Raw genomic sequence first — 24354 nt, forward strand, 5'->3', positions numbered from 1 at the left:
GGGACGCGATGGACGTCGCGGACGCGGCCAGGGGTCCGGCCTCGTTCCTCAGCGAGTTCTACACGTCCTTCTGGTGGATCCCGGCCGCCGTCCTGGCCGCCGCCCTGGCGATCAAACTGCCCACGATCATCCGGCTCTGGACGGATCCGCTGCTGCGCGCGGTCGGCGGACTGCTGCTGCTCGCCTGCGCGGTCTTCGTGTTCGTCGCGCCCTCGACCATCGCCTGGGTCAACCGGGTCACCGGCGTGCCGAACATCTCGGCCCCCTGGGTGTACTCGCTGCTCACCGCGTTCTGCGGCTCCTGCCTGGTGCTGATCATCGCCTGGCGCGACGGCCTGTCCGAACGCTCCGCCGCCAGCCGCCGGGCCACCCGCCGGGTCCTCTCCGCCTACGGCGGTGTGATCGTCCTGCTGTGGGTGCTGTTCGCCCTCGCGGACGTGCCCGTGGAGCGGACCCGGGACCTGGACACCTACTACGCCAACACGCCGTTCATGCGCGAGGAGATCCTGCTGTACCTCCTCGCGCACACCACCGCCGTCCTCATCACCTCGAAGCTGATCTGGAACTGGATCCGCACCGACGGACTCGACGCCTGGCTGCGCTGGGGACTGAAGTTCCTGGGCGTCGGCTACGCGCTGAACCTGGCCTTCGACGCCGCCAAGCTCACCGCCGTGGCGGCCCGTTGGACCGGCAACGACCTGGACTGGCTCAGTCTGAACGTGGCCCCCGCCCTGGCCTGCCTGTCCGCCGTGTCGATCGCGGTCGGCTTCATCCTGCCGCACGCCGGCCAGTACCTGCACGAGCGCTGGCGGCTCCGCCTCGCCCACCACCGGCTGCGGCCCCTGTACCTGCTGATGAGGAGCGTGCACGGCTCCGGCGTGCCGTTCGTGCTGCGCGCCAGTCCCGAGCTGCGCCTGACCCGCCGCGAGACCTTCATCCGGGACGTGCTGCTGCCGCTGGCCCGGCGCACCGACGAGCGGCTGCGCGAGCGGGCGTACGACGCCGCCCTCGGCCTCGGCTTCCCGCCGGAGCGGGCGAAGGCGCTGGCCGCGGCCGTGGCGATCCTCGACGCCGTCGACGCCGGGCCCGGCGCGGACGGGGGCGACGGCGCCCACGACCCCGACACCACGGACCTGCTCCGCGAGATCGGGGCCCTCTCGCGCGCCCTGCGCCACCCCGAGGACGTCCGGGAGGTCCGCGTCCGCGCCCTGGCACCCGGGGACACCGTGGCGGTCACCGAGTGACCGTGCCGCACGCGGAACTGGCCGGGACGACCACCGTCTTGGCATATTGCACAGGTGACCGAGCCACGACCGGGGGAACAGGGAGACAGCGGTGCGTACCAGGAAGGAGATGCGTCGTCTCGCTGACGCCCTCATCGACCCCATCCGGGTGGCGGTCCCGGCGGACCCCGAGGTCCTGTTCGAGGCGCTGGTCGCCTCCGTCAGCGCCTGGCGGGGACGGGAAGTCGTCGTCCACCGCGCGGCGTTCCCGCCGCACACCGCCAGCGGGCTGTGGCTGGAGCGCGAGCACCACGACGACGTGGTGGTGGACGAGCGGGCCGCCGCGTGGCACCAGATCGTGATCTTCTGCCACGAGGTGTGGCACATGAACCGCCGGCGGGCGGAGGCGGCGCCCGGCGACGGGCGGCCCCGGCCGATCGCCGCGCGCACCGACTTCAGCCTGGCCGAGGAGCAGGAGGCGGACCGCTTCGGCATGCTGATGGGGCGCCGGCTCCGCACCTGGCTGGAGGCCTCCACCGACTCGGTGTTCGCCGCGGAGGGCGGTGACCCCGAGGACCCCCAGGACCTCGCCGGACGCATCGGGGCCGCGCTCAACTACCGCGGGACGAAGAAATGAGCGGCCTGATCAACTACACCAGTTGCGGGGTGCTGTGGCTCGGTCTGGTGGTCAAGTCCCCCGACCTGCTGCGCCACCGCCGCGATCCGTACCTGTGGTCCATCTGCGCGGTGCTGGGGCTGGCCGGGCTCTGCTTCTTCCTCGGGGCGCCGCCGACGGTCGGCGCGATCAACCGGCTCGGCGGGGTGCCGAACCTCGCCGCGCCGCTGACGTACGCGGCGATCACCGGGTACTGCGCCGCCTCCCAGGTCCTCGTCGTCCACTGGCGCGGCGGACCCCGGGTGCACCGCACCGCCCGGCGCTGGATCCTCGCCTACGCCGGTGTCGTCCTCGGCATCGCGGTGACCTTCGCCCTCGGTGACGCGCCGGTGGAGCGCCGCACCGACCTGGACACCTACTACGCGACGACCCCGTTCATCGCCCAGATGATCGTGCTGTACCTGGTCGCGCACCTCACCGCGGTGACCGTCACCACGGCGTCGTCGCTGCGCTGGGCGCGCCGGGTGCGGGGCGGGCTGCGGGTGGGGCTGGTGCTGCTCGGGACCGGCTCGCTGTGCGGCGCCGGGTACAGCGTGGCCAAGCTCGTCGCGGTGGGCGCCCGCTGGACCGGGCGGGACTGGTCGGTGCTCGGCACCACCGTCTCCCCGGTCACCGCCGGTATCGGCGCCCTGCTGACGGTCGTCGGGGTGCTCGTCCCGCTGGTGGCGCCCCGGGCGGCGGAACGGCGGCGGGCCCGGCGGACGTACGCCCGCCTCGAACCGCTGGAGCGGGCGCTCGAGGACCTGCTCACCCGCCGGACGCTGCGGCTGCCCCGGCCCCGGTTCGCCTCCCCCGCCACCCGGCTGGTGTGGCGCCAGACCAGCATCCACAACGCGCTGAGCCACCTGGACGCCTACTTCGACCGGGAGCTGTACGACCGGACCCGCGACGGTGTGCTGGGCGCGACGGGCGACCCGGAGCGGGCCGAGGCCGCCGCCTGGGCCGCGGTGATCACCGCCGCGGTACGGCGCGAGGCGGCCCCGGGGCACGGGGCCCCGCCGCCCGGCGGCACCGGCCGGCTCCTCGACCGGGTCCCGGGGCCGGCCGGCCTGGCCCGGATCGCCGACGCGCTGGCCGGTGCCGCCCCGGTGCCGCCGGCCGCCGCCGTGCCCGGCGGCCGGACCACGGCGGGGGCCGTGTGAACCGGGAGGACCGCGGCCACCGGGTGCCGGACGAGGGGAGCCGTCCGGTATGAGCCTCGTCGTGTACCTGGGGGCCCTGGTCTTCGGGATGTCCTCGGTGCTGCTGCTGCGCCGCCCGCGCACGGCCGTGCGGAACCCGCTGACCCTGTCCACCTGCGTGGCGATCGCCCTCGGCGCCCTGGTCTTCGTCTGCGCCGCGCCGGCCACCCTGGCCGCCGTCAACGACCTCACCGGCATCCCCAACTTCGGTGCGCCGCTGACCTACGGCATGCTCTCCGCGTACAGCTGCGCGGTGCTCGTGCTGCTGATCAACTGGCGGGGCGGTCCCCGCGAGCGGGTGCGGCGCATGGTGCTGCGCAGCATCGCCGCCTACGGGGGGCTGGTGGCCGCCATCGTCGTGCTGTTCGCGCTCGCCGAGGCGGACACCGAGCGGCTGACGGACCTGGACACGTACTACGCCAACACCCCGTTCATGCGGGAGATGATCCTGCTGTACCTGGTCGGGCACAGCGCGGCGATGCTGGTGATGTGCGTGGTGTGCGTCAAGTGGGGCCGTGAGGTCACCGGGCTGCTGCGGACCGGGCTGCGGCTGATCCTGTGCGGGGCGCTGCTGGACGTGCTGGGCTTCCAGCTGGCCAAGTACACGGCGGTCGTGGCGCGTTGGTCGGGCCACGACCTCGACTTCCTGTCCACCACGCTCGCCCCGCCGATGGCCTCGCTGGCCGCGCTGCTGTGTGCGGCGGGGTTCGTGCTGCCGAGGCTGCTGCCGCCGGCCCTCGCGCAGTGGCGGGGGCTGGGCGACTACCGGCGGCTGGATCCGCTGTGGTCCCTGGTGAAGTCGGTGTCCACCGCGCCCAAACCCTCCGTCGCCTGGTGGCAGCTTCCCCAGGACCGGCTCCAGTGGCGCGAGGTGTCCATCCACGACGCCCTGCTCACCCTGGCGCCGTACTTCGACCACCGGGTCCGCGAGCGGGTGCGGGACACCGCCCTGAGCGCGGGCCGCTCCCCCCACGAGGCCCGTCTCGCGGCGGAGGCCGCCATGCTCACCGACGCGGCGCGCCGGGCCGCCGCCCGCGAGGAACCCCCCGAGACCGCAGGCACCTACCGTCTGCACGCCACCGAAGTGTCCGGCACCGGCGGGCTGGTGGAGCTGGCCCAGGCGCTGCACCGACAGCCCGCCGCGGCGCCGCCGACCGCGGCCGGACCCACGACCGAACCCGAGGAGCCCCATGTCGCGTAGAGCTGTCGTCATCGGTGCCGGCCTGGCCGGCATGCTGGCCGCGGCCGTCCTGTCCACCGCGGGAGCGGACGAGGTGGTCGTGCTGGACCGCGACGACCTGCCCGAGGGGCCCGAGCACCGCAAGGGGCTGCCGCAGGGGCGCCACGCGCACCTGCTCATGGCCGGGGGGATGGCCGCCATGGAGGACCTCCTGCCGGGCGCGGGTCTGCGCAAACGGCTGCTCGCCGCCGGGGCCCACGAGGTGTCCCTCAGTTCGGGCATGCTGGCCCGCACTCCCGAGGGCTGGCTCAGACGGTGGCGCCGCGAAGGCCCGGCCATGCTCACCTGCAGCCGGGCCCTGCTGGACTGGGAGGTGCGGGCCGCGGTGCTGGAGCACTGCCGGGTCGAGGTCCGCAAGGCCGCCGTGGTGGGGCTGACGGGCTCCCCGGCGCGGGTGCGAGGGGTGCGCGTCGCCGCCCCCGGAGAGGACACGGAGCTCGAGGCGGACTTCGTCGTCGACGCGAGCGGACGCGGCACCCGGGTCGTCACCTGGCTGGCCGGGCTCGGGCTGACCGGCATCGAGGAGCGGACCGTGGACTCCGGGCTGGTGAACGCGACGCGCGTCTACCGGATGCCCGAGGGGGCGGAGCGTTTCCCGCTGACGGTCGTGCAGCCCGACCCGTACGGGTCCGGGCCGGGGCGCAGCGGGATGATGCTGCCGATCGAGGGCGGCCGCTGGATGGTGAGCCTCGGCGGCACCCGGGGCGGTGAACCGCCGGCGGACCCGGAGGGCTTCCTGCGGTACACGCTCGCGCTGCCGGACCCCCTCGTGGGACGGCTGATCTCCGGGGCCGAACCGCTCACCGACATCCACCTGAGCCGGTCCACCAGCAATGTGCGGCGGTACCTGGAGAGGTCCGCGCGGTGGCCCGAGGGCTTCGTCGTCCTCGGGGACGCACTGGGCACGTTCAACCCGGTGTACGGGCAGGGCATGTCGGTGGCCGCGTTCGGCGCGCGGGTGCTGGACCGGGAGGTGAGCCGCTCCGGCCTGGCCTCGCCCGGTCTCGCCCGGCGGGTGCTGCGCGGGGCGGCGCGGTCGGTGGACGCCGCGTGGTCCATGGCCGTCGGCCAGGACCTGTTCTACCCGGAGGTGCGCGGCGGCCGGCCGGGCGTCGCCGACCGCGTCGCCACGGCGTACTCGCGGCGCATGACGCGGGCGGCCACCGGCTCCCCCGCGGCGGCCTCCGCGCTCTGGGACGTCACCAGCATGCGCACGCCCCCGACCCGCATGTTCCGCCCGGCGGCGGTCCTGGCCGCCCTCACCGGCCCTGCGCTGCCGCCGTTGACGGCGCCCCCGATGACTCCCGGCGAACGCAGGATCCTGCGGGACATCGACCGCACCGGCCTCTGAGCGGGGCGCCGGAGCCGGGGACGGGCCCCCGGCTCAGCCCTCGAACGCCGGTGGCGCGAGACCCCGGCCCGCGTCGGGGACCACCAGGAGCGAGCCCGCCAGGGGGTGCGGGGCGGGCAGGCCCACCCGGGCCGTGGTGACGTACAGGTCGGTCAGGCCGGCGCCGCCGAAGGCGCAGGCCGTGACGCGGGGGACCGGGAGCGGGATCACCCGGTCCAGGTCGCCGGCCGGGGTGTAGCGGCGTACCGCGGCGCCGTCCCACAGGGCGACCCAGACGCAGCCGTCGGCGTCGACGGTGAGGCCGTCGGGGAAGCCGGCGCCCTCCTCGATCTCGGCCAGGGGGCGGCGGCCGGTGACGCGGCCGGTGGCGGGGTCGTGGTCGAGGACGTCGATGCGGCGGGTGGGGGTGTCGACGTAGTACATCAGGCGGCCGTCGGGGCTCCAGCCGGTGCCGTTGCTCACCGTCACGTCGTCGAGGACGGTGCGGGCCGTGCCGTCCCCGGTGATCCGGGAGAGGGTGCCGCCGCCGGTGGCCTCGTCGTAGCGCATGGTGCCGGCCCACAGCGTGCCGTCGGGGGCGACGGCGGCGTCGTTGCCGCGGCGGCCGGGGACGGCGTCCCGGTGCAGCCAGCGGAAGGTGTCGTCGGGGTCGAGCAGGCCGACGCCGTCGCGCAGGTTGAGGACCAGGCCGCCGCCCGCGCGGGGCTTGACGGCGCCCACGTGCTGGTCGGTGCGGCGCAACGTGCGCCGGCCGGTGGCCGGGTCGTAGGTGTGGACGCGGGAGGCGAGGATGTCGATCCACAGGAGGCGGCCGGCGGCCGGGTCCCAGGTGGGGCCCTCGCCCAGGGTCGCCTCCGCGCGGACGGCCACCTCGTACGCGGTGCGGCGCGTCATGCCGCGCTCCGGTGGCCCAGGCGCTCGGACAGGTCGGCGGCGCCCTTGACGGCCAATTGCTCCAGCTCGCCCAGGCGCTCGTCGCTCCAGCGGATCATCGGCACGGAGATGGACAGCGCGGCCACCACCTGCCCCGTGCGGTCGCGCACCGGCGCGGCGACGCAGGAGACGTCCGGGTTGGACTCGCGGCTCTCCACGGCCACGCCCCGCGCCCGGATCTCCGCCAGGGCCTCGCGCAGGGCGGCCGGGTCGGTGATGCTGTTGGGGGTCATCGCGACCAGTTCGGCGTCGTCGGGGAGGCGCGCGGCGAGCTCCTGCTCGGGGAGGGAGGCCAGCAGCATCTTGCCGACGGAGGTGCAGTGGGCGGGCAGCCTGCGGCCGGCCGCCGACACCATCCGCACCGCGTGCGTGGAGTCCACCTTGGCGATGTAGATGACGTCCGTGTCCTCCAGGATCGCCACGTGCACCGTCTCGTCGCAGGTCTCGGCGACGGACCGGGCGACCTGCTGGCCCTCGGCGGCCAGGTCGAGGTGTTCGGCGTAGCGGGCGCCGAGCTGGTACGGGCGGACGCCGAGCCGGTAGCGTCCGGGCTGGCCGGCCACCGGGACGATGTACTTACGGGCGGCGAGCGTGGTCACCAGCTCGTGGACGGTGGTGCGCGGCAGCTGGAGCCTGCGCACGATGTCCGGGGCGGAGAGCGTCCCGTCCCCGTCGAGGAAGAGCTCGAGAATGTCGAGAGCCCGGGTCACGGCTGGTACGAGGCGTCCCACGACCGGCCCCCTCCCTATGTGTCTCAGGCGCCTGCGTTCGAGATTTCAACAGGCGATCGGCATGACGAACACACAGGCTAGCCACCCGGGCCGACCCGGGCAATGGCGCGGACCCGGGCCGGGCCCGCGCGGGCGGTGACCGGGGCACGGTGGTCGCGCCGCGGTGACCCGCGGCGGGCGTACTGCGCCGGCCCGCGGTGATCGGGCCCCGGTGGCCGTGTCCCGGTGGCCGTGCCGCCCCGTCGGTCACCGCGGGCGGGGGTCCCCCAGCGCACCGCGGAGCCGCTGGGCCCTGAGGACCAGTTCCAGTTCGAAGCGGCGGTCCGGGTGGTCGATCTCGTCGCCCCACAACTCGCGGATCTGCCGCAGCCGGTAGCGGACGGTCTGGGGGTGGACCCCGAGCCGCGCCGCCACCTCCGGCGCTCCGCCCCGGGTCTCCAGCCACGCCAGCAGCGTTTCCGCGAGCCGCCGCCCGTGCGTGGGACCGCAGTGCGCCAGCGGGGCCAGGCAGCGCAGCGCGAGGTCGTCGACCAGTTCCTCCGGCTGGAGCAGCACCAGTGCCTCGGTGTGCTCGGTGCAGTACAGCACCTCGCCGGCCGGCAGCAGCTTCCGCTCCATCAGGTCCAGCGCGGCCTCCGCCCAGCGCAGCGACTTCGCCGCGTCGGCGAGCGCCACCGGCGGCCCGATCGCCCCGGACCAGCCGGCCAGCGCGCGGTGCAGCAGGTCGGAGCGGCCGGCTCGGGGATGACCATGCGGGGCTGCTCGTACTCCATGTCGAGCAGCACGCCCTGCCCCACCGCGGGCGCCACCGCCTCCCGCGCCGGGCGCAGCAGCACGCCGACGGCGACCTTCTCGGGCAGCGGCCAGCCGATCCGCGCGGCGCGCTCGGCCAGCGCTTCGGCGGGATCGCCCCGGTGCTGTTCGGTGAACAGCAGCTCCATCAGCCGGCGTTGCAGCCGCAGCAGCTCCCCCGCCTGGCGGGCGGCGGCCTCGGCGTACCCGCGCACGGACTGGTCGACCAGGCCGTCGAGGTACTCGTAGCCCGCGTCGACCAGTTCGTACATGGCGGGCGGGGGGATGTCGACGCGCTGGCCGATGTCGGCGAAGCAGCGCCAGGCCAGGCGGACGCCCAGGCGGTAGATCGCCTGGAGGGAGTCCAGCGACCGTCCGTGCAGGCCCTCACCGCGGCCGAACTCCTGGAAGACTCCGGGCGGTACGGTCGGCCGCCCCTGCGGGTAGTCCGCGTGCGCCAGGTGCTGGACGAAGACCTCGATGGCGCGGCGGACGCCGACGAGGCCCTTGGGGGCGCCGGAGTCGTCGAAGAAGACGGGCAGGTGGGGGTACTCGCGCCGGATCTCGCTCATGATGTGCTCGGCGAGCGCGGGCGCCTCGGCCATGGCGATCTCGGTGAACCGGAGCACCTGGTGGCGCGGTACGTCCCGCCACGCGGAGCGGGCCGTGACGGTCCTGGAGGCGGTCACGGCCCGGCGCTCCCGGCCTGTTCATAAGTGATCATGGGAGTGTTCGGCTGGTCGGGCCCGGCTTCGAGCAGGGCGACCACACCGAGTGCGGCGCTGACGGCGAGGGCCGCGGCGAGCGCGACCGTCAGTGCGGCGGCGAGCAATCTGGACATCGCAGGGTCAGCCTCTCTGTCGGGAGGTTCCCCACCCCCGCACCGTGACCGACCACCCCTGCCCGTCGTGTCCCAGTGTCGGCATGCCGTTGACACCCCGTCAAGAGGGGGCCTACGGTTCCCCGCCCATACGCCACGCGCACATTCCTCCGCGGCTCCGGCCTTTCCGCGCCGAGCCGTCCCGAGCCCCTGGAGCGCCCGGATGCGCCGTAGAACTTCCCCGTTTTCCCTGGTCCTGCTGGGTCTCGGCACCTTCCTGCTGGTGCTGGCACCGCTGCTGGTGTGGTACGTGCACCCACGCGCCGCGGTGAACCCGATCGACATCGACACCACTGCCGTCTACACCGGCCGGGGCAGCGTTTTCGACACCGACCGGGTCGAGACGGTGCCCGACCAGAAGATCACCATCACCCAGCGGGTGCGCGGTGACGTCGCGGACAGCGAGCGCAGCGGGAACGCCGTGTGGGACGTGATCACCACGGTCGACACGGACGAGTCCCTGCCGGCCGCCGACCCGCACGACGCGCTGGCCTTCACCCCGCACCGCTGGGTGCTGGACCGGAGGACCACCAAGCCCGTGCACTGCTGCGAGGAGACCTCCCGCATCGAGGGCGAGGCGTATCTGAAGTTCCCCTTCGACGTGCAGAAACGCTCCTACCAGTGGTGGGACAACACCCTCGGCGACACGGTCGTCCTGCGCTACCGGGGCACCGCGAAGGTCCAGGGCTACACGGGGTACCGGTTCACCGCCTCGGTGCCGCCGACGAAGTCCGGCACCCGGCTGGTGCCGGGCAGCATCGTCGACCTGCCGGACCGTCCGCAGGTGCTGGCCGAGGAGTGGTACGCCAACCACGGCATCGAGCTGATCGTGGACCAGCGCACGGGCCGGGTGCTGCGCGCGCAGACCGGCCCGAAGCAGACCCTGCGGGCGCCGGGCGCGGACGAGGACGCGGCCGTCCTGCTGGACGCCGAGAAGATCGTGTTCACCGACCGGACCCAGAAGGAGGCCGTCCGCCAGGCCGAGCGCGACAGCGGCCAACTGCGCCTGCTGGGCGAGACGCTGCCGGTCGGTGCGGCCGTGGCGGGGGGACTCCTCGCGGTGGCCGGAGGAGTCCTGTTGGCGCGCGGACGCACGGAGGAAGAAGACACCGAAACGCCCGGTATGCCGCATTCCGTGCTCACGAAATGACAGGGCGCCGGCTTCAACAAAGCCGGAAATTGTCACGCGCGTGAGTAGCCGTGGGCAACGGCTGGGCGAAAACTGTGCATCCCCACCCCACCCCGGTCCGGCCACGCCCCGTCCGCAACCCCACGGCGCCCCACCGCCTCCGACTTCCCCACTCTCCGAGACGAGTTGGAGCAACGATGCCCCAGCACGTACCGTCCCCTCCTCCCCTCTCGGCCTCGCCCGAGCGGGGGGACTCCCACGAGCGAGGGGACTCCCACCGCGCCGCGTCCCCCAGCGCGTCGCAGCGCCCGGTGGCGCTCCCCGCCCCTCCCCGCCGGATCGTCTTCCTCGCCCACCGCGACCTGGGCAACCCGTCCGCCGGCGGCTCCGAGCTGCTGGTCGACCGGCTCGCCGACGGCCTGACCCGTCTGGGCCACCAGGTCACCCTGCTGTGCGGGGGACCCGCGTCCTTCCGTGACTACCGGGTGGTGTCGGCGGGCGGCACGTACGGTCACTACCTCCGTGCCCCGTCCGCCTTCGCCCGTCAGGTCGGCGACTGCGACCTGCTGGTCGAGGTGTGCAACGGCGTGCCGTACCTGGCGCCGCTGTGGCACCACGGGCCCACCCTGTGCCTGGTCAACCACGTGCACACCGACCTGTGGCCGATGCGCTTCGGCGGCCCGCTGGCCCCGGCCGCGCGGATCGGGCGAAAACTCGAGCACTGGGCGCTGACCGGTGCGCGCCGGCGCGGGCTGCTGGTCGCCGTCTCCCCGTCGACCGCGCACGCGCTGCAGGGACTCGGCGTACCGCGGGAGCGGATCCGGATCGTGCACAACGGTGTGGAGGAGCCGGGCCCGCGCACCCCGCGCTCCCCGGAACCGCTGTTCGTGGCCGTGGGCCGGCTCGTCGAGTACAAGCGCATCGATCTGCTCCTGAGGCTGTGGGAGCGGGTACGGCCGGTCACCGGCGGCCGGCTGGTGATCGTCGGTGACGGCCCCGAGCGGGACCGGCTGGAGCGCCTGGCCGGTCCGGACGTCGCGTTCGCCGGGCACGTGTCCGAGGCGGAGAAGCACCGCCTGCTGTGCGCGGCCTGGCTGCTGCTGCACCCGTCCGCGGTCGAGGGGTGGGGCCTGGTCGTCACCGAGGCCGCCGCCCGCGGCACGCCGGCGATCACGTTCGACGTCCCCGGTCTGCGGGACTCCGTGGTGGACGGCGTGACCGGTGTGCTGGCCCGGGGCGAGTCCTCGTTCGCGGCGGCCTGGTGCACCCTCGCGCTGTCCGCGCACCGCCGGGAGCTGATGGGCGAGGCGGCCCGCGACCGCGCCGCCCGCTTCCGCTGGGACCGCACCGTGCGGCAGTTCCGGGCGGTGGCGGCCGAGGCCGTGGGGGGCCGGCAGCAGTGAGCACCGGCGGACTCCCCGGCCGGACGGGGCCGAGAACCGGGCGGGGGCCGAAGGACCCGTCGCTGCGCAGGTCCCTCGCCCTCTTCCGGGCCTTCCTGCACGAGCAGGAGGACCCCGACGCCTGTTACGCGCTGCTCGCCCGGGACGCCGCCGACCAGGTCGAGGCGTACGACGGCCCGGTGGCCGGCCGGGTGGTGGTGGACGTCGGCGGCGGCAGCGGCCACTTCACCGAGGAGTTCCGCGCCCGCGGCGCGTACGCCTACCTGTTCGAGCCCGACGTGCGGGAGCTCGCCGAGAAGCCGCCCGAGGGGACGGTGGTCGCGGACGGTTACCTGCTGCCGCTGGCCGACGGGTGCGCGGACGTCACGTTCTCCTCCAACGTCCTGGAGCACGTGGCCGATCCGCAGACCTTCCTCAGCGAGCTGGTCCGGGTGACCCGGCCGGGCGGGCTGGTCTACGTGTCGTTCACCAACTGGCTGTCCCCCTGGGGCGGTCACGAGTGGGCCCCCTGGCACTACCTCGGGGCCGAGCGGGCCCGGGCCCGCTACCGGCGCCGCACCGGCAGGCCGGCCAAGCACACGCTCGGCGAGAACCTCTTCCCCGTGCACATCGGCACCACCCTGCGGCACGTGCGCGCCCGTGACGACGTACGGATCGTCTCGGCGCGCTCCCGCTACTGGCCGTTCCTCACCGAGACCGTGGTCAAGGTGCCCGGCCTGCGCGAGTTCGCCACCTGGAACCTCCTCCTCATCCTCCGGCGGTGTCCCGTATGACGACCATGGTCCAGGCTCCTCCTCCGGCAGCCGTCCCCCGCTCCCCGAACGCCGCGGGCCCCTCCCCGGGCCCGCGGTCGCGGCGCTGGCTGCTGGGTTTCTGGGCCGTGGTGTTCGTGCTGTTCCTCGCGGTGCAGCCCGGCCGGCAGACCTTCGACACCAAGCTCGGCGTCACCGTCGACCCCGGGCAGTTCCTCGCCGACCTGGGCCAGTTGTGGCACGACCGGGGGTCGTTCGGCGGGATCTCCGACCAGTACGTCGGCTACCTCTGGCCGATGCTGCCGTACTACTGGGTGTGCGACCTCCTGCACCTTCCCGTGTGGCTGGCGGAGCGGCTGTGGATGTCGCTGATCGTGTCGGTCGCGTTCTGGGGCGCGCTGCGCCTGGCGGAGCGGCTGCGCGTGGGCGGCGGGGCGTCCCGGCTGCTCGCGGCGGCGGCGTACGCGCTGTGGCCGGTGTTCACCGCGGTCGTCGGTTCCACGTCGGCCGCCGCGCTGCCGGGCGCCTTCCTGCCCTGGGTGCTGCTGCCGCTGACGAACGAGCGGTACACGGCCCGGGTCGCGGCGCTGCGCTCGGCGCTGCTCGTGCCGTTCATGGGCGGGGTCAACGCGGCCTCGACGCTGGCCTCCCTGCTGCCCGTCGGCCTGTACCTGCTCTCCCGCCCGCCGCGGCAGCGGAGACTGATCGCCTGGTGGGCGCCCGCGGTGGCCGTGGCGACGGCCTGGTGGTGGATCCCGCTGCTGCTGCTCGGGATCCACGGCGAGAACTTCCTCCCCTACATCGAGACCGCGCGGACCACGACCGACACCATGGCGGCGACGGAGGCGCTGCGCGGCGCCGGGAACTGGGTGGCCTACCTCCACTTCGGTGAGGCGTGGCTGCCGGCCGGCTGGACCGTGGCCTCCTCGGCGCTCGTGGTCGTCTGCTCGGCGCTCGCGGCGGGGCTGGGCCTCGCCGGGATCGCCCGGCGGGACGTGCCGGAGCGGCGCTGGCTGGTGCTGACCGTGCTGGTGACGGCGCTGGTGCTGCTCGCCGGGTACGGCGGCGCGTTCGGCGCCCCCTTCCACGCGGTGGTGCAGGACTGGCTGGACGGCTGGGCGGCGCCGTTCCGCAACATCTACAAGTTCCAGACGGGACTGGCGCTGGCGCTCGTGCTGGGCCTGGCGCACCTGGTGGGCACGGCCGCCGAGTCGCGCGGGACCCACCGGGTGCGCGGGCGGCGGTTCGCCCCGCTGGTCGCCGCGGTCCTGGTGCTGCCGGGGCTGCTGTGGCCGTACCTCAACGGCTCGATCCTCGCGCCGGGTTCGTTCCAGGAGATCCCCAAGTACTGGCGGGCCACGGCCGACTGGCTGGAGAAGTACTCCCCCGACGCCCGCGCCCTGGTGGTCCCGGCCACCGCGCACGGCATCCACACCTGGGGGTCGACCATCGACCAGCCGCTGGACGTGGTCGCCGAGTCCCGCTGGGCGCAGCGCGACTACGTGCCCTTCGGCACCCCCGGCAACCGGCGCGCGATGGACGCGGTCGAGCAGGCCCTGCTGACCGGCGCCGCGGTGCCGGGACTGGCCGACTACCTGAGCCGGGCCGGCGTCTTCTACGTCGTCGTCCGGGGCGACCTCGACCCGGACCAGATCGGCTCCGTGCCCACCGCGACGGTCAGGCGCACCCTGGAGCAGTCCGGGTACGAGCGGGTCACCGGCCTCGGCCCGGTCATGACCGGCGGCGTGATCGCGGACGGCACCCCGCTCCAGGTCGAGGGCCTGTACCCGCGGCAGCGGGCGGTGGAGATCTACCGTCCGGCCGGCGGGGACGTCCCGCGGCCCGGACAGGCCGGACTGCTGCCGATCGCCGACACCGCCGTGGTCTCCGGCGGCCCCGAGGCGCTGCTGCCGCTCGCGGACGGGCTGCGCGGCCGGCCGGCCGTGCTGACCGGTGACGGGCACCCCGGGCTCGGCACCCCGCCGGTGCAGGTGGTCGGCGACGGACTGCGGCGCGCGGACACCCGGTTCGGCCTGGTCAACGCCAACACGTCGTACACGTACACCAGCGACGAGCGCAACGCGCCGGACGCCGAGCAGAACGCGGGCGAGCCGCCGCACCAGATCCTGCCGGTCGAGGGACGGGACCACCAGACGGTGGCCGAACTGCGCGGCGCCCGCTCGGTGACGGCCTCCTCCTACGGCAACTGGCTGTTCCACCTGCCGCAGTTCGACCCGGTGAACGCCTTCGACGGCAACCCCGACACCGCGTGGGCGGAGGGTTCGGCCGACTCGCCGGACGGGCAGTGGCTGCGCATCGCCTTCGACGGCACCTACGACATGCCGGACTCCCTCGGCATCACCCCGCTGCCGCAGGACGGTGTGCGGGCGGCGGCGACCCGGGTGCGGGTGGAGACGGAGAAGGGGTCGGCGACCAGCTTCCTCCGGGCCAACGGCACCCGGCAGGAGATCGAGGCGCCCGCGGGCGCGACGGGCTGGATGAAGCTGACGATCGTCGACTCGACGGCCGAGCGCGCCGGTCTGACCGGCGCGGGCTTCTCCGAGATCGACCTGCCCGACGTGCAGGTGACCCGGCTGCTGCGGCTGCCCACCGACGCGGAGAAGTCCACCGCCACCGCCGAGGTGATCTCCCTGCACCGCGCCGCCGACCCCACGGGGTTGTCCGCCGTGGGCACCGAGGCGGGACTGCACCGCCGGTTCACCACCGGCGCGGCGGGGACGTACGAGGTGACGGCGCGCGCGGTGGCGGTGCCGGGCGAGGCGCTGGACCGGCTGCTGTACGAGGTGGCGCCCGAGCAGCGAAGCCGGATCGTCGCCACCGCCGACTCCACCGCCCGCCTCGGCGCCGGCCTGTCGGCGCGCAACCTCACCGACGGCGACCTGACCACGGCGTGGGTCGCGGGCGAGCGGCCGACCTTCCACCTGAGCTGGGAGGGCGAACAGCCGGTCGGCGAGCTGGTGCTGGCTCCCGCCGGGGGCCTGTCCGCCCGGGCCGCCGAGGTGCACATCAGCTCCCCGGACGGCGCGGCGGTCGCCGAGGTGGACGAGAACGGCTGGGTCCGCTTCCCGCCGATCACCACCGACCGGCTCGACGTCACGGTCACCCGGACCGCCCCGCTCACCCTGCACAACCCGGTCGTCGGCGAGGACCTGCAGCTTCCGGTGGGCCTGACGGAAGCGTACGTCCCGGCCCTCGACCAGTACCGCACCCCGCAGCCGTCCGGCACCCGGGAGGTCTCGCTGGCCTGCGGGAAGGGACCGGTGCTGGCGGTGGACGACGAGCTGTACGAGACGAGCGTGCGGGGGACGGTACGGGACCTGGTGGAGCGGCGCCCGATGGAGGTGACCCTCTGCCGGGGCGGCGGTGACGACCGGGGACTGGAGCTTCCCGCGGGCGACCACCGGGTCGAGGCCGGTGACGCGGGTCCGCTGGCGCTGACCGAGGTGACCCTGACCCGCGGGACCGTGCCCCGGGCCGCCGGCTCCGGGCGCCAGTTGAAGATCCAGGACTGGCTCGGCGACCACCGCGAGGTCACCGTCGGCTCGGGCGCGGCCTCGTACCTGACGACGTACGAGAACCACAACGACGGCTGGAAGGCCACCCTGAACGGCGAGGAGCTCACGCCGCTGCGGCTGGACGGCTGGCAGCAGGGCTGGCGGATCCCGGCGGGCGCGGGCGGCACGGTGAAGCTGTCCTACGAGCCGGCCACGACCTACGACGCCGGGCTGATCGGCAGCGGGATCGGGATCGCGGTGCTGATCGGGCTGGCGCTGTGGCGCCGCAACGCCGAGAACCCCGACGAGCCGCAGCCGGCTCCCGCACCGCCCGGCCCGTGGCTCGGCGTGGTGGCGCTGACGCTGGTCGGCGTGGTGATCGCGGGCTGGTGGGCGCTGCTGGTCCCGGCGCTGGCGCTGCTGGCACGGCGGCGGCACACGCTGCTGGTGCCGGTCGCGTTCGCGGCCCTCGCGGGGGCGGGCGTCGCGGCGGCGCTCGGGGCCGGGGAGCCGGTGGGCGCCGGCACCGGAGCGTACGGGCACGTGGCCCAACTGCTCGCACTGGTCGGCCTGTTCGCCGCTCTGGTGAGCCTCGGGGAGACGCGCGGGCGGAAGGGCCCGGCCCGGGGGCCGGGCGGGCGCGGGGACGGTCCGGGGTCGACGGCGGTGCTGCCGCCGGTGCCCGCGGCCGGCCCCCACGTGTCGGGGATGTCGCCCGCTCCCCACACGCACCCCGCGCCGCCCCTGCCCACCGCGGTGCCTCCTCCCGCCCCGCAACCGCCCCCCGCCTCCGGCCCGTCCGCGCGGCGGCTGCCCGGGGTGCCGGGCGACCCGGGGAAGGGCGGCACCGTATGACCGCTCCCCCGCGCATCCCCTTCCCCGTGGTCGACGAGGTCTCCCGGCACTGCCTGCAGGAGGCGGAGCCGGAGACCGTCCACATCGAGGTACACCTCCCCGGGCACCTGGACCACGGCCGTCTGCGCAAGGCGTTCACGGAGGCCCTGCGCCGGCACCCGCGCATCCTCATGCGCGAGGCGCCGGGCCCCTGGTACCGGCGCCGCTACGAGTGGGAGCTGACCGACGAGCCGGACGTGGAGGCGGTGCGCTTCCCGCCCCCGGGGAGGGACTCCCTGGAGGGCGCCCGCGGCCGGTCCCTGTCCCAGGCGCCCCCGCTCACCGCGTCCCCGCCGGTCCGCCTGGAGGTGGTGGACGACGCGGTGACGGACACGGCGGTGACGGACACGGCGGTGGCGGACGGCGGGCGGGGCACGGCCCTCGTCCTGACCGTCAACCACACCGCCCTCGACGGCCCCGCCTGCCTCCGGGTCCTGGCCACCGCCGCCGAGGTGTACGGCGGGCGGGACAACGCCCCCACCGCCCCGCCCGTGCGCCCCGCGGAGCCACCGCAGGGCCCGCCGGACGTCCCCTCCCCCTGGGCACCGCCCGCCCGGGTGGCCCCCGGCACCCCCGGGCGGACCCCCGGCAACGGCCAGCTCCTCACCGAACTGCCGCTCCCGCACCGGCCGAAGGGCTCCCCGTACACCGTGAACGACCAGCTCATGGTCGCCACGGCCCTGACGGTCGCCCACTGGAACCGGGAGCGCGGGGCCGCCCGCCGCCCCCTGCGCATCACCATGCCGGTGGACGACCGGCCCCGGGACGCGGCCATGCCGATCGGCAACGGCACCCGGCTCGTGGACGTGTCCTTCGCACCGGACGAGCTGGACTCCGTCCCGATGCCCGAGCTGCTGCGCCGCACCGCCCTGCGCACCCGCGCGCTGAAGTCCCTCCCCCGGCCCCAGCTCGGCCACGGCGCCGCCCTGCTCACCGCGCCCTGGGCGCCGGTCGCCTGCCGTGCCGCCCTCACCCGCGCCCTGCGCCGGGCGGCGGCGCCCTGGACGTCGACCACGCTGCTCAGCAACATCGGGCGGATCCCGTACCCGCTGGACTTCGGCGAGGAGGCGGGGCGGGCGCACGCCGTGTGGTTCTCGGCGCCGGCCCGGATGCCCCGCGGGCTCACCTTCACCACCGCCTCCACCGCGGGCCGGCTCCATCTGGCCCTGCGCTGGTCCCGCACGCTGCTCGGCCCCGGCGACGGCGCACAGCTGCGCGATCTCTTCGCGCACCACCTGCACACCACGGAGGCGACCCCGTGACGACCACGCCGACCACCCCGACCGCACCGGCCACCACGCCCCCGCCCCGCGACCTGCGCGACTTCTACGAGAACCCCGCCGTCCCCGTGGCCTCCGGCCCCGCCCGCAGCCGCCGCCAGGCCCGCATGCTGGCCCGGGCGCTCGGCCCGGCCGGCCACGGGGGCCCGCGGACGGTCCTCGACATCGGCTGCGGCGACGGATCCGCCGCGGCCACCGCCGCCCCCTTCCTGCGCGGCCACCGCCTCGTCGGCGTCGACTGGTCCCAGGACGCCCTCGCCCGCGCCCGCACCCGGCTGCCGTACGCGGTGCGCGGCGAACTCACCGGTGGCGGACTGCCGTTCGCCTCCGCCTCGGCCGACGCGGTCCTCTTCAGCGAGGTGCTCGAGCACCTCGTCGACCCGGACGCGGCGCTCGACGAGATCCGCCGCGTGCTGCGCCCCGGCGGCCATCTGATGCTCTCCACCCCGAACCTGGCCGCCTGGTACAACCGGGTGCTGCTGCTGGCCGGGGTGCAGCCGGTGTTCTCCGAGGTCAGCCTGCGCGGCATCCACGGCCGGCCGGGCACCGAGGTGGTCGGGCACCTGCGGCTCTACACGGCCCGCGCGCTGCGGGAGTTCGTCGCCGCGTCCGGTTTCACCGTGGTGCGCCTCGAGGGCGCCCCCTTCCACGGGGTCCCGCGTGCGCTGCGGCCGCTGGACCGGCTGGCCTGCGCCGGCCCCTCGCTCGCCTCGATCCTGCTGCTGCACGCGCGGAAGACGTGAGGGGGCCGGGGGGTCATGTGGTGGGGAGTGGCCGCCGCCCTGCTGGCGAACGTCCTCTACAGCGGCGGGTTCGTCCTGGAGAAGCGGGCGCTGGCCACCCTGCCCGAAGTGACGGTCCGCCGGCCCGCGCGGCTGCTGCGGCTGGTGCTCGGCAGCCCGCTGTGGATCGGCGGCGCGCTGGCCCTCGCGGCCGGTTTCGCCGCCCAGCTGGTGGTGTACCGCACGCTGCCGATCGCCGCCGCGCAGGGCCTCTTCGTCTCCGGCCTGGTGCTGCTCGTGCTGCTGTCGGCCCAGGTGCTGGGCGAGGAGACCAGCGGCCGGGAGCGGTACGCGCTGGGCGCCATCCTGCTCGCGCTGCTGATGGTGGTGCTGTCGCTGCGCGAGGGCGGTCCGGGCGCCGACGCCGTGGGCCACGCGGCGCCGTACCCGCTGATCCTGCTGGTGTGCGTGCCGTCGCTGGCGGCCGGGGTGTGGCTGTACGCCTCCGCCGAGCGCCGTGCCCGCCGCCGCCACCGGATGCCGACCACGGGCGTCGAGTACGGCGTGGCCGTCGGCCTGCTCTACGGCGTCAGCTCACTGGCCATCAAGGGGGTGTCGGGCCGGCTGACGACCGACGGCGTCGGCGGCGCGGTGCCCGCCCTGCTGCTCTCCCCGTACCCGTACCTGCTGCTGTTCACCGGCGCGTTCGGTCTGGTGATGTCGCAGGCGGCGCTCCAGCGCTGCCGGGCCTCGCTGATCGTGCCGGTGTGCACGACCGTCTCCTGTCTGTACTCGGCGGTGCTCGGCACGCTGTCGTTCGGCGAGGAACTCCCCGACGAGCCGCTGCGGCTGGCGTTGCGCGTCGCGGGCACGGTGCTCGCGGTCGCCGTGCTGCTGGTCATGCCGAAGCACGACACCGCCCGCCGACCGACCCCCACGCCCGAGGAGCTGACATCCGGTGAACCCCGACGACCCGCTGCTGCGGATCCTGGCCTGCCCGCTCGACAAGGGCCCGCTGCACCTGCTGCCCCCCGCCCCCGGCGCGGACCGTGAGGAGGGGACGGGCGGACGGGCGGCGCGGGAGGCGTCCCTGTACAACCCGCGCCTGCGCCGCCGCTATCCGATCGTCGACGGCATCCCGCAGTTGCTGCCCTCGTCCGGGGAGCAGGTCCCGGACGAGGAGCACGAGAAGCTGCTGACCCGCATGTCCCCCGCGCCCCCCTCCCCCGCGCACCGCCCCGGCACCCCCGGGACGGCGCCGTGACACCGCCCGCGCACCGGACCCCGGCCGCCCGCGCGGCGGCCTTCCTGCCCACCCGTGCCGTGGCCCTCGCGGCCCGGACGGTCTACCCCCGCTTCGAGCCCGAACTGGCCCGGCTCGCCGACCTGTGCCCGCCGGAGTGCGACACGGCGGTGGACGTCGGCGGCTGGTACGGCCCGTGGACGCACCGGCTGGCCCGGCACGTCCGGCGCGTGGTGACCGTCGAACCGGTCCCCCACCTGGCACGGCTGCTCGCCGCCACCGCCCCGCCGAACGTACGGGTGATCCGCGCGGCGGCCTCGGACCGCTCCGGCACGGCCCGGTTGTGGCTGCCGCCGGACGACGACGGCGACCGGGGCGTGTCGTCCCTGGTCCGCCGGGACATCCACGGCCACTGCCTGGACGTCACCTGCGTCACCCTGGACGAACTGGGCCTGCGCGACGTCGGCTTCATGAAGATCGACGTGGACGGCAGCGAGTCGGCGGTGCTGCGCGGGGCGGCCGGCATCCTGGCCCGCGACCGCCCGGCCCTCTTCGTGGAGCTGGAGTCCCGCATCCAGCCCGTCGCCCCCGTGGTGACGTACCTGTCCCGCCTCGGCTACGACGGCTGGGTCCTGCCCGCCGACACCTGGATCCCGCTGTCCCGCTTCCCCCTGGAGGCCCACCAGGCCCGCACCTCGTACGTCGTCTCGCACGGCCTGCTCCGCCGGGTCCTGCCCCACGGCCCGCTGAGGGGCCCGCGCTACGTCAACTCGGTGCTGTTCCTCCCGGACGGCCGCCGCCCCGGAGGGGCGCGCAGGGGCGACGATGGTTCCCATGCCCTCCGCGAAGCCCCCCGCTAGCCCCTTCACCGCGCTCGACTTCCAGCTGGTGCTGCTGCGCCGCATGGCCGACTTCAACCCCGACCTGGTGGAGGACGCCCGGCGCACGCTGGGCGCCCCCCTCGCGCGGATGCGCGAGGCCCACAGGCGCTGGCAGGCGATGGTCCGCTCCCCGCGCTCCCGCCCTCCCCTGTCCCGGTACCGCTCCGTCCTCGGCGAGCCGGAGTCCCGGACCCCGCGCCGGGTCGGCGACCTCGACGGCGAGGCGTGGCAGTGGCCGGTCCCGCTCTGGCCCGACCTGCGCTTCGAGGTCCTGACCGGCTCCGGGGGCGCCGTCTGGAACGAGTGGCTGGTCCGCGCGCCGGACGCCGCACCTCCCGCCCCGCGCACGCTGGAGGACCTGACGCCCTGGTCCTGCACGGTGGACGAGGCCGCCCGCGCCTTCCCCCCGGCCCGCCCCCTGGAGGGCACGGCACCGGCCCGGTGGGGCCTGGCCCTCACCGCCCCGGACGTCCGGGGCGAACGCCACGAGGTGGTCGCGGAGTTCACCTGGGGCCTGCTGCAGCGGACGGCGGTCAGCGGCCCCCCGCGGCCTTGAGGACCTCCTCCACCACGCGCTCCACGGACCCCGGGTGCAGCGACAGGAACAGGTTCGGCTCGACCAGCTCCAGCTCCATCACGCACGGCTCCCCGTCCGGCCCGTCCACGAGGTCGACCCGGGCGTACAGCAGCTCGGGCGCCCCGGGCACGGCGGCCAGGGCCCGCTCGGCGACGGCGCGTTCGGCCGGGGCGGGCGTCCAGGCGGTCAGTCCGGGATGGGCGACCTTGCGCTCGTCGTAGGGCGTCCCGGGCGCGAGCACCGCCTGCTTGCGGCTGGCGTGCAGCAGACGTCCGCCGAAGAACTGCAGCGCCCGCTCACCGGCGGTGTCGATGCCCCGCACGTACGGCTGCACCATCGCGGTGAGCCCGTCGGCGTGCATCCGCCGCAGGTGCCGTACGGCCGTGTCGTGCTCCTCGGGCGCGTAGCGGGCGGCGAACCGGGCGCCGGCGCCGGAGGCGGGCTTGACGACGTACTCGTGGTCGGCCGGGAGGTCGGCCGGGTCCCCCGGGGCCAGGTAGCGGGTGGGGACGACCGGCACGCCGGCCGCGGCGAGGTCGCCGAGGTACCGCTTGTCGGTGTTCCACCGCACCACGTCCGCCGGATTGGCCAGCCGGGTGGCCCTGCCGCACCGCTCGGCCCAGGCGGTGAACTCGGCGGCCCGCCAGCTGTAGTCCCAGGTCGAGCGGATCACGGCGAGGTCGAAGCCGCTCCAGTCGGCCTCCTCGTCGTCCCACACCACGGCGGACGCCTCGGCCCCGGCCTCCCGGAGCGCCCGCACCAGCCCCGGCAGGTCACGGTCCTCGGCCACCGAGGGCCCGGGCCGGCAGGTCACGAGCGCGATGCGGGGCACGGCGGGCTCCCCCCTCGTACGAACGGTCGATCGGACCGGCAGGCTAGCAATCCGGGATGTCCGGTGCCTGCCCCGCCCGCCTCCGCAACCGGAAACAGGAACCGGATCGCGCGCTTGACCTTCCCCTTCGGTGAAGCCCCAGCATCGGTGGCGGAACGCGGGACGACGCGGGACGCGGCAGGACGGCCACGAGAGGTACGGGGGACCCATGGGGATGCTGACGATCGGCGCGTTCGCGAAGGCGTGCCGGCTGTCCTCGAAGGCACTGCGCCTGTACGACGAGCTGGACCTGCTGCGGCCCGCCCGGGTGGACCCGGACACCGGCTACCGCTACTACGCGACCGGGCAGTTGGAGCGGGCCCGGCTGGTGGCGTGGCTGCGGCGGCTGGGCATGCCGCTGGCGGAGATACGCCACGTCTGCTCGCTGGACACCGCGGCCGCCGCCGGGGAGATCCGGGCGTACTGGGCCCGCGTCGAGGCGGAGACGGCCGTACGGCGGGACCTCGCCGCGTTCCTGGTCGATCACCTGACGGAAGAGTCGAGAAGGGACACCACCATGAACGCCACCACCCTGGAACTGCGCCACCACGCCCACTCCGACCGGGGCCGCGTCCGCCCCGCCAACCAGGACACCGCGTACGCGGGCGGCCGGCTGCTGGCCGTGGCCGACGGCTTCGGTCCGGCGGGCGCGCCGGCGAGCGGTGCGGCGGTGGAGGCGCTGCGGTTCCTGGACGCGGGGGAGATACCGGCGGGCGGTGTCCTCAACCTCCTGGAGGACGCGGTCCAGGGCGCGGCGCAGGCGGTGCGCGACGCGGCCGCCGGCGCGGAGGAGGCGGGCACCACGCTGACCGCCCTGCTGTGGACGGGCTCCCGGCTGGCCCTGGTCCACCTGGGCGACTCGCGGGTGTACCTCCTGCGCGACGGCACGCTGTTCCGCATCACCCACGACCACACGGTGGTCCAGTCGATGCTCGACGAGGGCCGCCTGACTCCGGAGGAGGCCGCCTCCCACCCCCAGCGCTCCCTCCTGCTGAAGGCCCTCACCGGTGCCGGGACGACCGCGTCCCCGGACCTCCGTCTCCACGACGCCCACCCCGGCGACCGCTACCTCCTCTGCTCCGACGGCCTCCCGGCCGTCGTCCCCGACGACACGATCCAGCGCCTCCTCGCCGCCGCCCCGGCCCCGGACGACGCGGTCCACGCCCTGATCACCGAGGCCAACGGGGCAGGGGGCCCGGACAACGTCAGCTGCGTGGTGGCGGACGTGGTGGAGACGGCGGCCTGATCCACGGCGAGGGCGGCGCCGAGACCGACGGGTACGGGGAGACCACGGTCGCGGCGCTCCCTGGGTCTGTACGAGGCGCTGCGTGGTTCGTAGCGGCGTGCGGGCCTGCGCTTCAGGGAACTGAGTCCTTTCCCCCTTGAGGGTGGCGAGTTCGAGTGCGATGACGGCTCGGGCGACGGCGGTGATCCGCATGGTGCCGCGACGGAGCTCTCGCAGGAGCCGTCAGCACGCGAGGGTGGCCATGGCTCGCTCGACGAAGGCGCGGATCTTCGCGTGGGACCGGTCGTGACGTCGGCGCCGGCCGCGCAGGTCCTTGCCCCGGAACGGGACGCGGACGACCGCGCCCGCACCCTGGTAAGTCTTGTTCGCCCGTGGGTGCCGAAGCGGCCAGAAGGCCGACGGCCTCGCGTGTGTACCGGTGGACCGCCGCGATCCCGACCCGGAAGCCCGCTGTGGGGGGACCGGAGAGGCGTTGCAGGGCGCGGCGGGACAGATCGGTACCGGACGGGTGGGCAAGCACGCGAAAGCTCCTGGCGGACCGGTGATCCCGGTCGTGGACCCGTCCACCAGGAGCTTTCCTCATGCTCACCGCCGGGGCCACCGACCCCCATCATCCGTCGGGTTGGAAACGGCTCACTGCCGGCCGCAGTGAGGAAGCATTCCGAGCCATCAGAATTTTCGTCCGCAGAGCCTCAAAATCCCTTACGGAGCTGTTCATCAATTCGGCCACCCTTTAAGCACCTCCACTCGAGCATTGAAAAACATAAGGTGAAAATTGCACATAAAGATTACATTCCTTGGGCGGCACGGGCGTCTTTTCGGCCAATGTTGATC

Annotated in this window: 20 protein-coding genes and 1 pseudogene; 16 read left to right on the forward strand and 5 right to left on the reverse strand. The window is 74.9% G+C overall.

Translation table 11 applies throughout. The annotated features are described in order from the left end of the window. Window positions 1–8 precede the first annotated feature (8 nt). From CP969_RS13265 to CP969_RS13285, 5 genes are all read left to right on the forward strand, one after another. Complete coding sequence (locus CP969_RS13265; protein ID WP_004988549.1) at window positions 9–1244, forward strand: DUF6545 domain-containing protein; 1236 nt, start codon at window positions 9–11, stop codon at window positions 1242–1244. A 109-nt stretch (window positions 1245–1353) separates the two neighbouring features. Then, a complete protein-coding gene (locus CP969_RS13270; protein WP_016826411.1) occupies window positions 1354–1860 on the forward strand; it encodes a hypothetical protein in 507 nt (168 codons plus the stop codon). After that, entirely contained in the window at window positions 1857–3041 is a 1185-nt protein-coding gene (locus tag CP969_RS13275; protein ID WP_109538806.1) for an MAB_1171c family putative transporter, read from the forward strand. The genes CP969_RS13270 and CP969_RS13275 overlap by 4 nt, the downstream gene beginning before the upstream one ends. 49 nt (window positions 3042–3090) lie before the next feature. Next, window positions 3091–4281: an MAB_1171c family putative transporter gene (locus CP969_RS13280; RefSeq protein WP_004988543.1), complete on the forward strand. Its 1191-nt coding sequence runs from the start codon at window positions 3091–3093 to the stop codon at window positions 4279–4281. Further along, window positions 4271–5671, forward strand: a complete 1401-nt coding sequence (locus CP969_RS13285) for an NAD(P)/FAD-dependent oxidoreductase (protein ID WP_016826409.1) — start codon at window positions 4271–4273, stop codon at window positions 5669–5671. Before CP969_RS13280 ends, CP969_RS13285 begins: the two co-directional genes overlap by 11 nt. Window positions 5672–5704: 33 nt before the next feature. Here the strand turns inward: CP969_RS13285 and CP969_RS13290 are convergent, their stop codons facing one another. The 4 genes and pseudogenes from CP969_RS13290 to CP969_RS33215 form a co-directional block, all read right to left on the reverse strand. After that, window positions 5705–6565, reverse strand: coding sequence for an SMP-30/gluconolactonase/LRE family protein (locus CP969_RS13290; protein ID WP_016826408.1), 861 nt, complete (start codon window positions 6563–6565; stop codon window positions 5705–5707). Further along, complete coding sequence (locus tag CP969_RS13295) at window positions 6562–7335, reverse strand: IclR family transcriptional regulator (RefSeq protein ID WP_004988534.1); 774 nt, start codon at window positions 7333–7335, stop codon at window positions 6562–6564. Before CP969_RS13295 ends, CP969_RS13290 begins: the two co-directional genes overlap by 4 nt. A 246-nt stretch (window positions 7336–7581) precedes the next feature. Then, window positions 7582–8816 (reverse strand): annotated as a pseudogene (locus tag CP969_RS13300) (PucR family transcriptional regulator). Continuing rightward, window positions 8813–8968, reverse strand: coding sequence for a hypothetical protein (locus tag CP969_RS33215; RefSeq protein ID WP_016826406.1), 156 nt, complete (start codon window positions 8966–8968; stop codon window positions 8813–8815). Before CP969_RS33215 ends, CP969_RS13300 begins: the two are co-directional and overlap by 4 nt. Before the next feature lie 202 nt (window positions 8969–9170). Between CP969_RS33215 and CP969_RS13305 the strand changes: the two genes are divergently transcribed. The 10 genes from CP969_RS13305 (at window position 9171) to CP969_RS13350 (ending at window position 21382) form a co-directional block, all read left to right on the forward strand. Further along, complete coding sequence (locus CP969_RS13305) at window positions 9171–10157, forward strand: cell envelope lipid trafficking protein PgfA (protein ID WP_004988523.1); 987 nt, start codon at window positions 9171–9173, stop codon at window positions 10155–10157. Between the two features lie 176 nt (window positions 10158–10333). Next, entirely contained in the window at window positions 10334–11539 is a 1206-nt protein-coding gene (locus CP969_RS13310) for a glycosyltransferase family 4 protein (protein WP_026085211.1), read from the forward strand. After that, on the forward strand, window positions 11536–12312 hold the full coding sequence (locus CP969_RS13315) for a class I SAM-dependent methyltransferase (protein WP_016826404.1): 777 nt from the start codon (window positions 11536–11538) through the stop codon (window positions 12310–12312). The genes CP969_RS13310 and CP969_RS13315 overlap by 4 nt, the downstream gene beginning before the upstream one ends. Continuing rightward, a complete protein-coding gene (locus CP969_RS13320) occupies window positions 12309–16661 on the forward strand; it encodes an alpha-(1->3)-arabinofuranosyltransferase domain-containing protein (protein WP_191093695.1) in 4353 nt (1450 codons plus the stop codon). Before CP969_RS13315 ends, CP969_RS13320 begins: the two co-directional genes overlap by 4 nt. Beyond that, entirely contained in the window at window positions 16658–17962 is a 1305-nt protein-coding gene (locus CP969_RS13325) for a condensation protein (RefSeq protein ID WP_016826402.1), read from the forward strand. Before CP969_RS13320 ends, CP969_RS13325 begins: the two co-directional genes overlap by 4 nt. After that, entirely contained in the window at window positions 17959–18723 is a 765-nt protein-coding gene (locus CP969_RS13330) for a class I SAM-dependent methyltransferase (protein WP_016826401.1), read from the forward strand. Before CP969_RS13325 ends, CP969_RS13330 begins: the two co-directional genes overlap by 4 nt. Before the next feature lie 15 nt (window positions 18724–18738). Next, on the forward strand, window positions 18739–19755 hold the full coding sequence (locus CP969_RS13335; protein WP_171817502.1) for a hypothetical protein: 1017 nt from the start codon (window positions 18739–18741) through the stop codon (window positions 19753–19755). Continuing rightward, window positions 19661–19966, forward strand: a complete 306-nt coding sequence (locus CP969_RS13340) for a Trm112 family protein (protein WP_016826399.1) — start codon at window positions 19661–19663, stop codon at window positions 19964–19966. The genes CP969_RS13335 and CP969_RS13340 overlap by 95 nt, the downstream gene beginning before the upstream one ends. Then, window positions 19963–20805 carry an FkbM family methyltransferase gene (locus CP969_RS13345; protein ID WP_016826398.1) on the forward strand — a complete coding sequence of 281 codons (843 nt, stop codon included), beginning with the start codon at window positions 19963–19965 and terminating at the stop codon, window positions 20803–20805. The genes CP969_RS13340 and CP969_RS13345 overlap by 4 nt, the downstream gene beginning before the upstream one ends. Then, a complete protein-coding gene (locus tag CP969_RS13350; RefSeq protein ID WP_039831190.1) occupies window positions 20771–21382 on the forward strand; it encodes a hypothetical protein in 612 nt (203 codons plus the stop codon). The genes CP969_RS13345 and CP969_RS13350 overlap by 35 nt, the downstream gene beginning before the upstream one ends. Here the strand turns inward: CP969_RS13350 and CP969_RS13355 are convergent. Continuing rightward, window positions 21360–22235: an ATP-grasp domain-containing protein gene (locus tag CP969_RS13355; protein ID WP_016826396.1), complete on the reverse strand. Its 876-nt coding sequence runs from the start codon at window positions 22233–22235 to the stop codon at window positions 21360–21362. The genes CP969_RS13350 and CP969_RS13355 overlap by 23 nt on opposite strands. A 208-nt stretch (window positions 22236–22443) precedes the next feature. Between CP969_RS13355 and CP969_RS13360 the strand changes: the two genes are divergently transcribed. Further along, a complete protein-coding gene (locus CP969_RS13360; RefSeq protein WP_016826395.1) occupies window positions 22444–23520 on the forward strand; it encodes a MerR family transcriptional regulator in 1077 nt (358 codons plus the stop codon). Window positions 23521–24354: the final 834 nt, after the last annotated feature.

This window comes from Streptomyces viridosporus T7A (assembly GCF_008704515.1).
In the GTDB taxonomy this organism is placed as follows: Bacteria; Actinomycetota; Actinomycetes; order Streptomycetales; family Streptomycetaceae; genus Streptomyces; species Streptomyces viridosporus.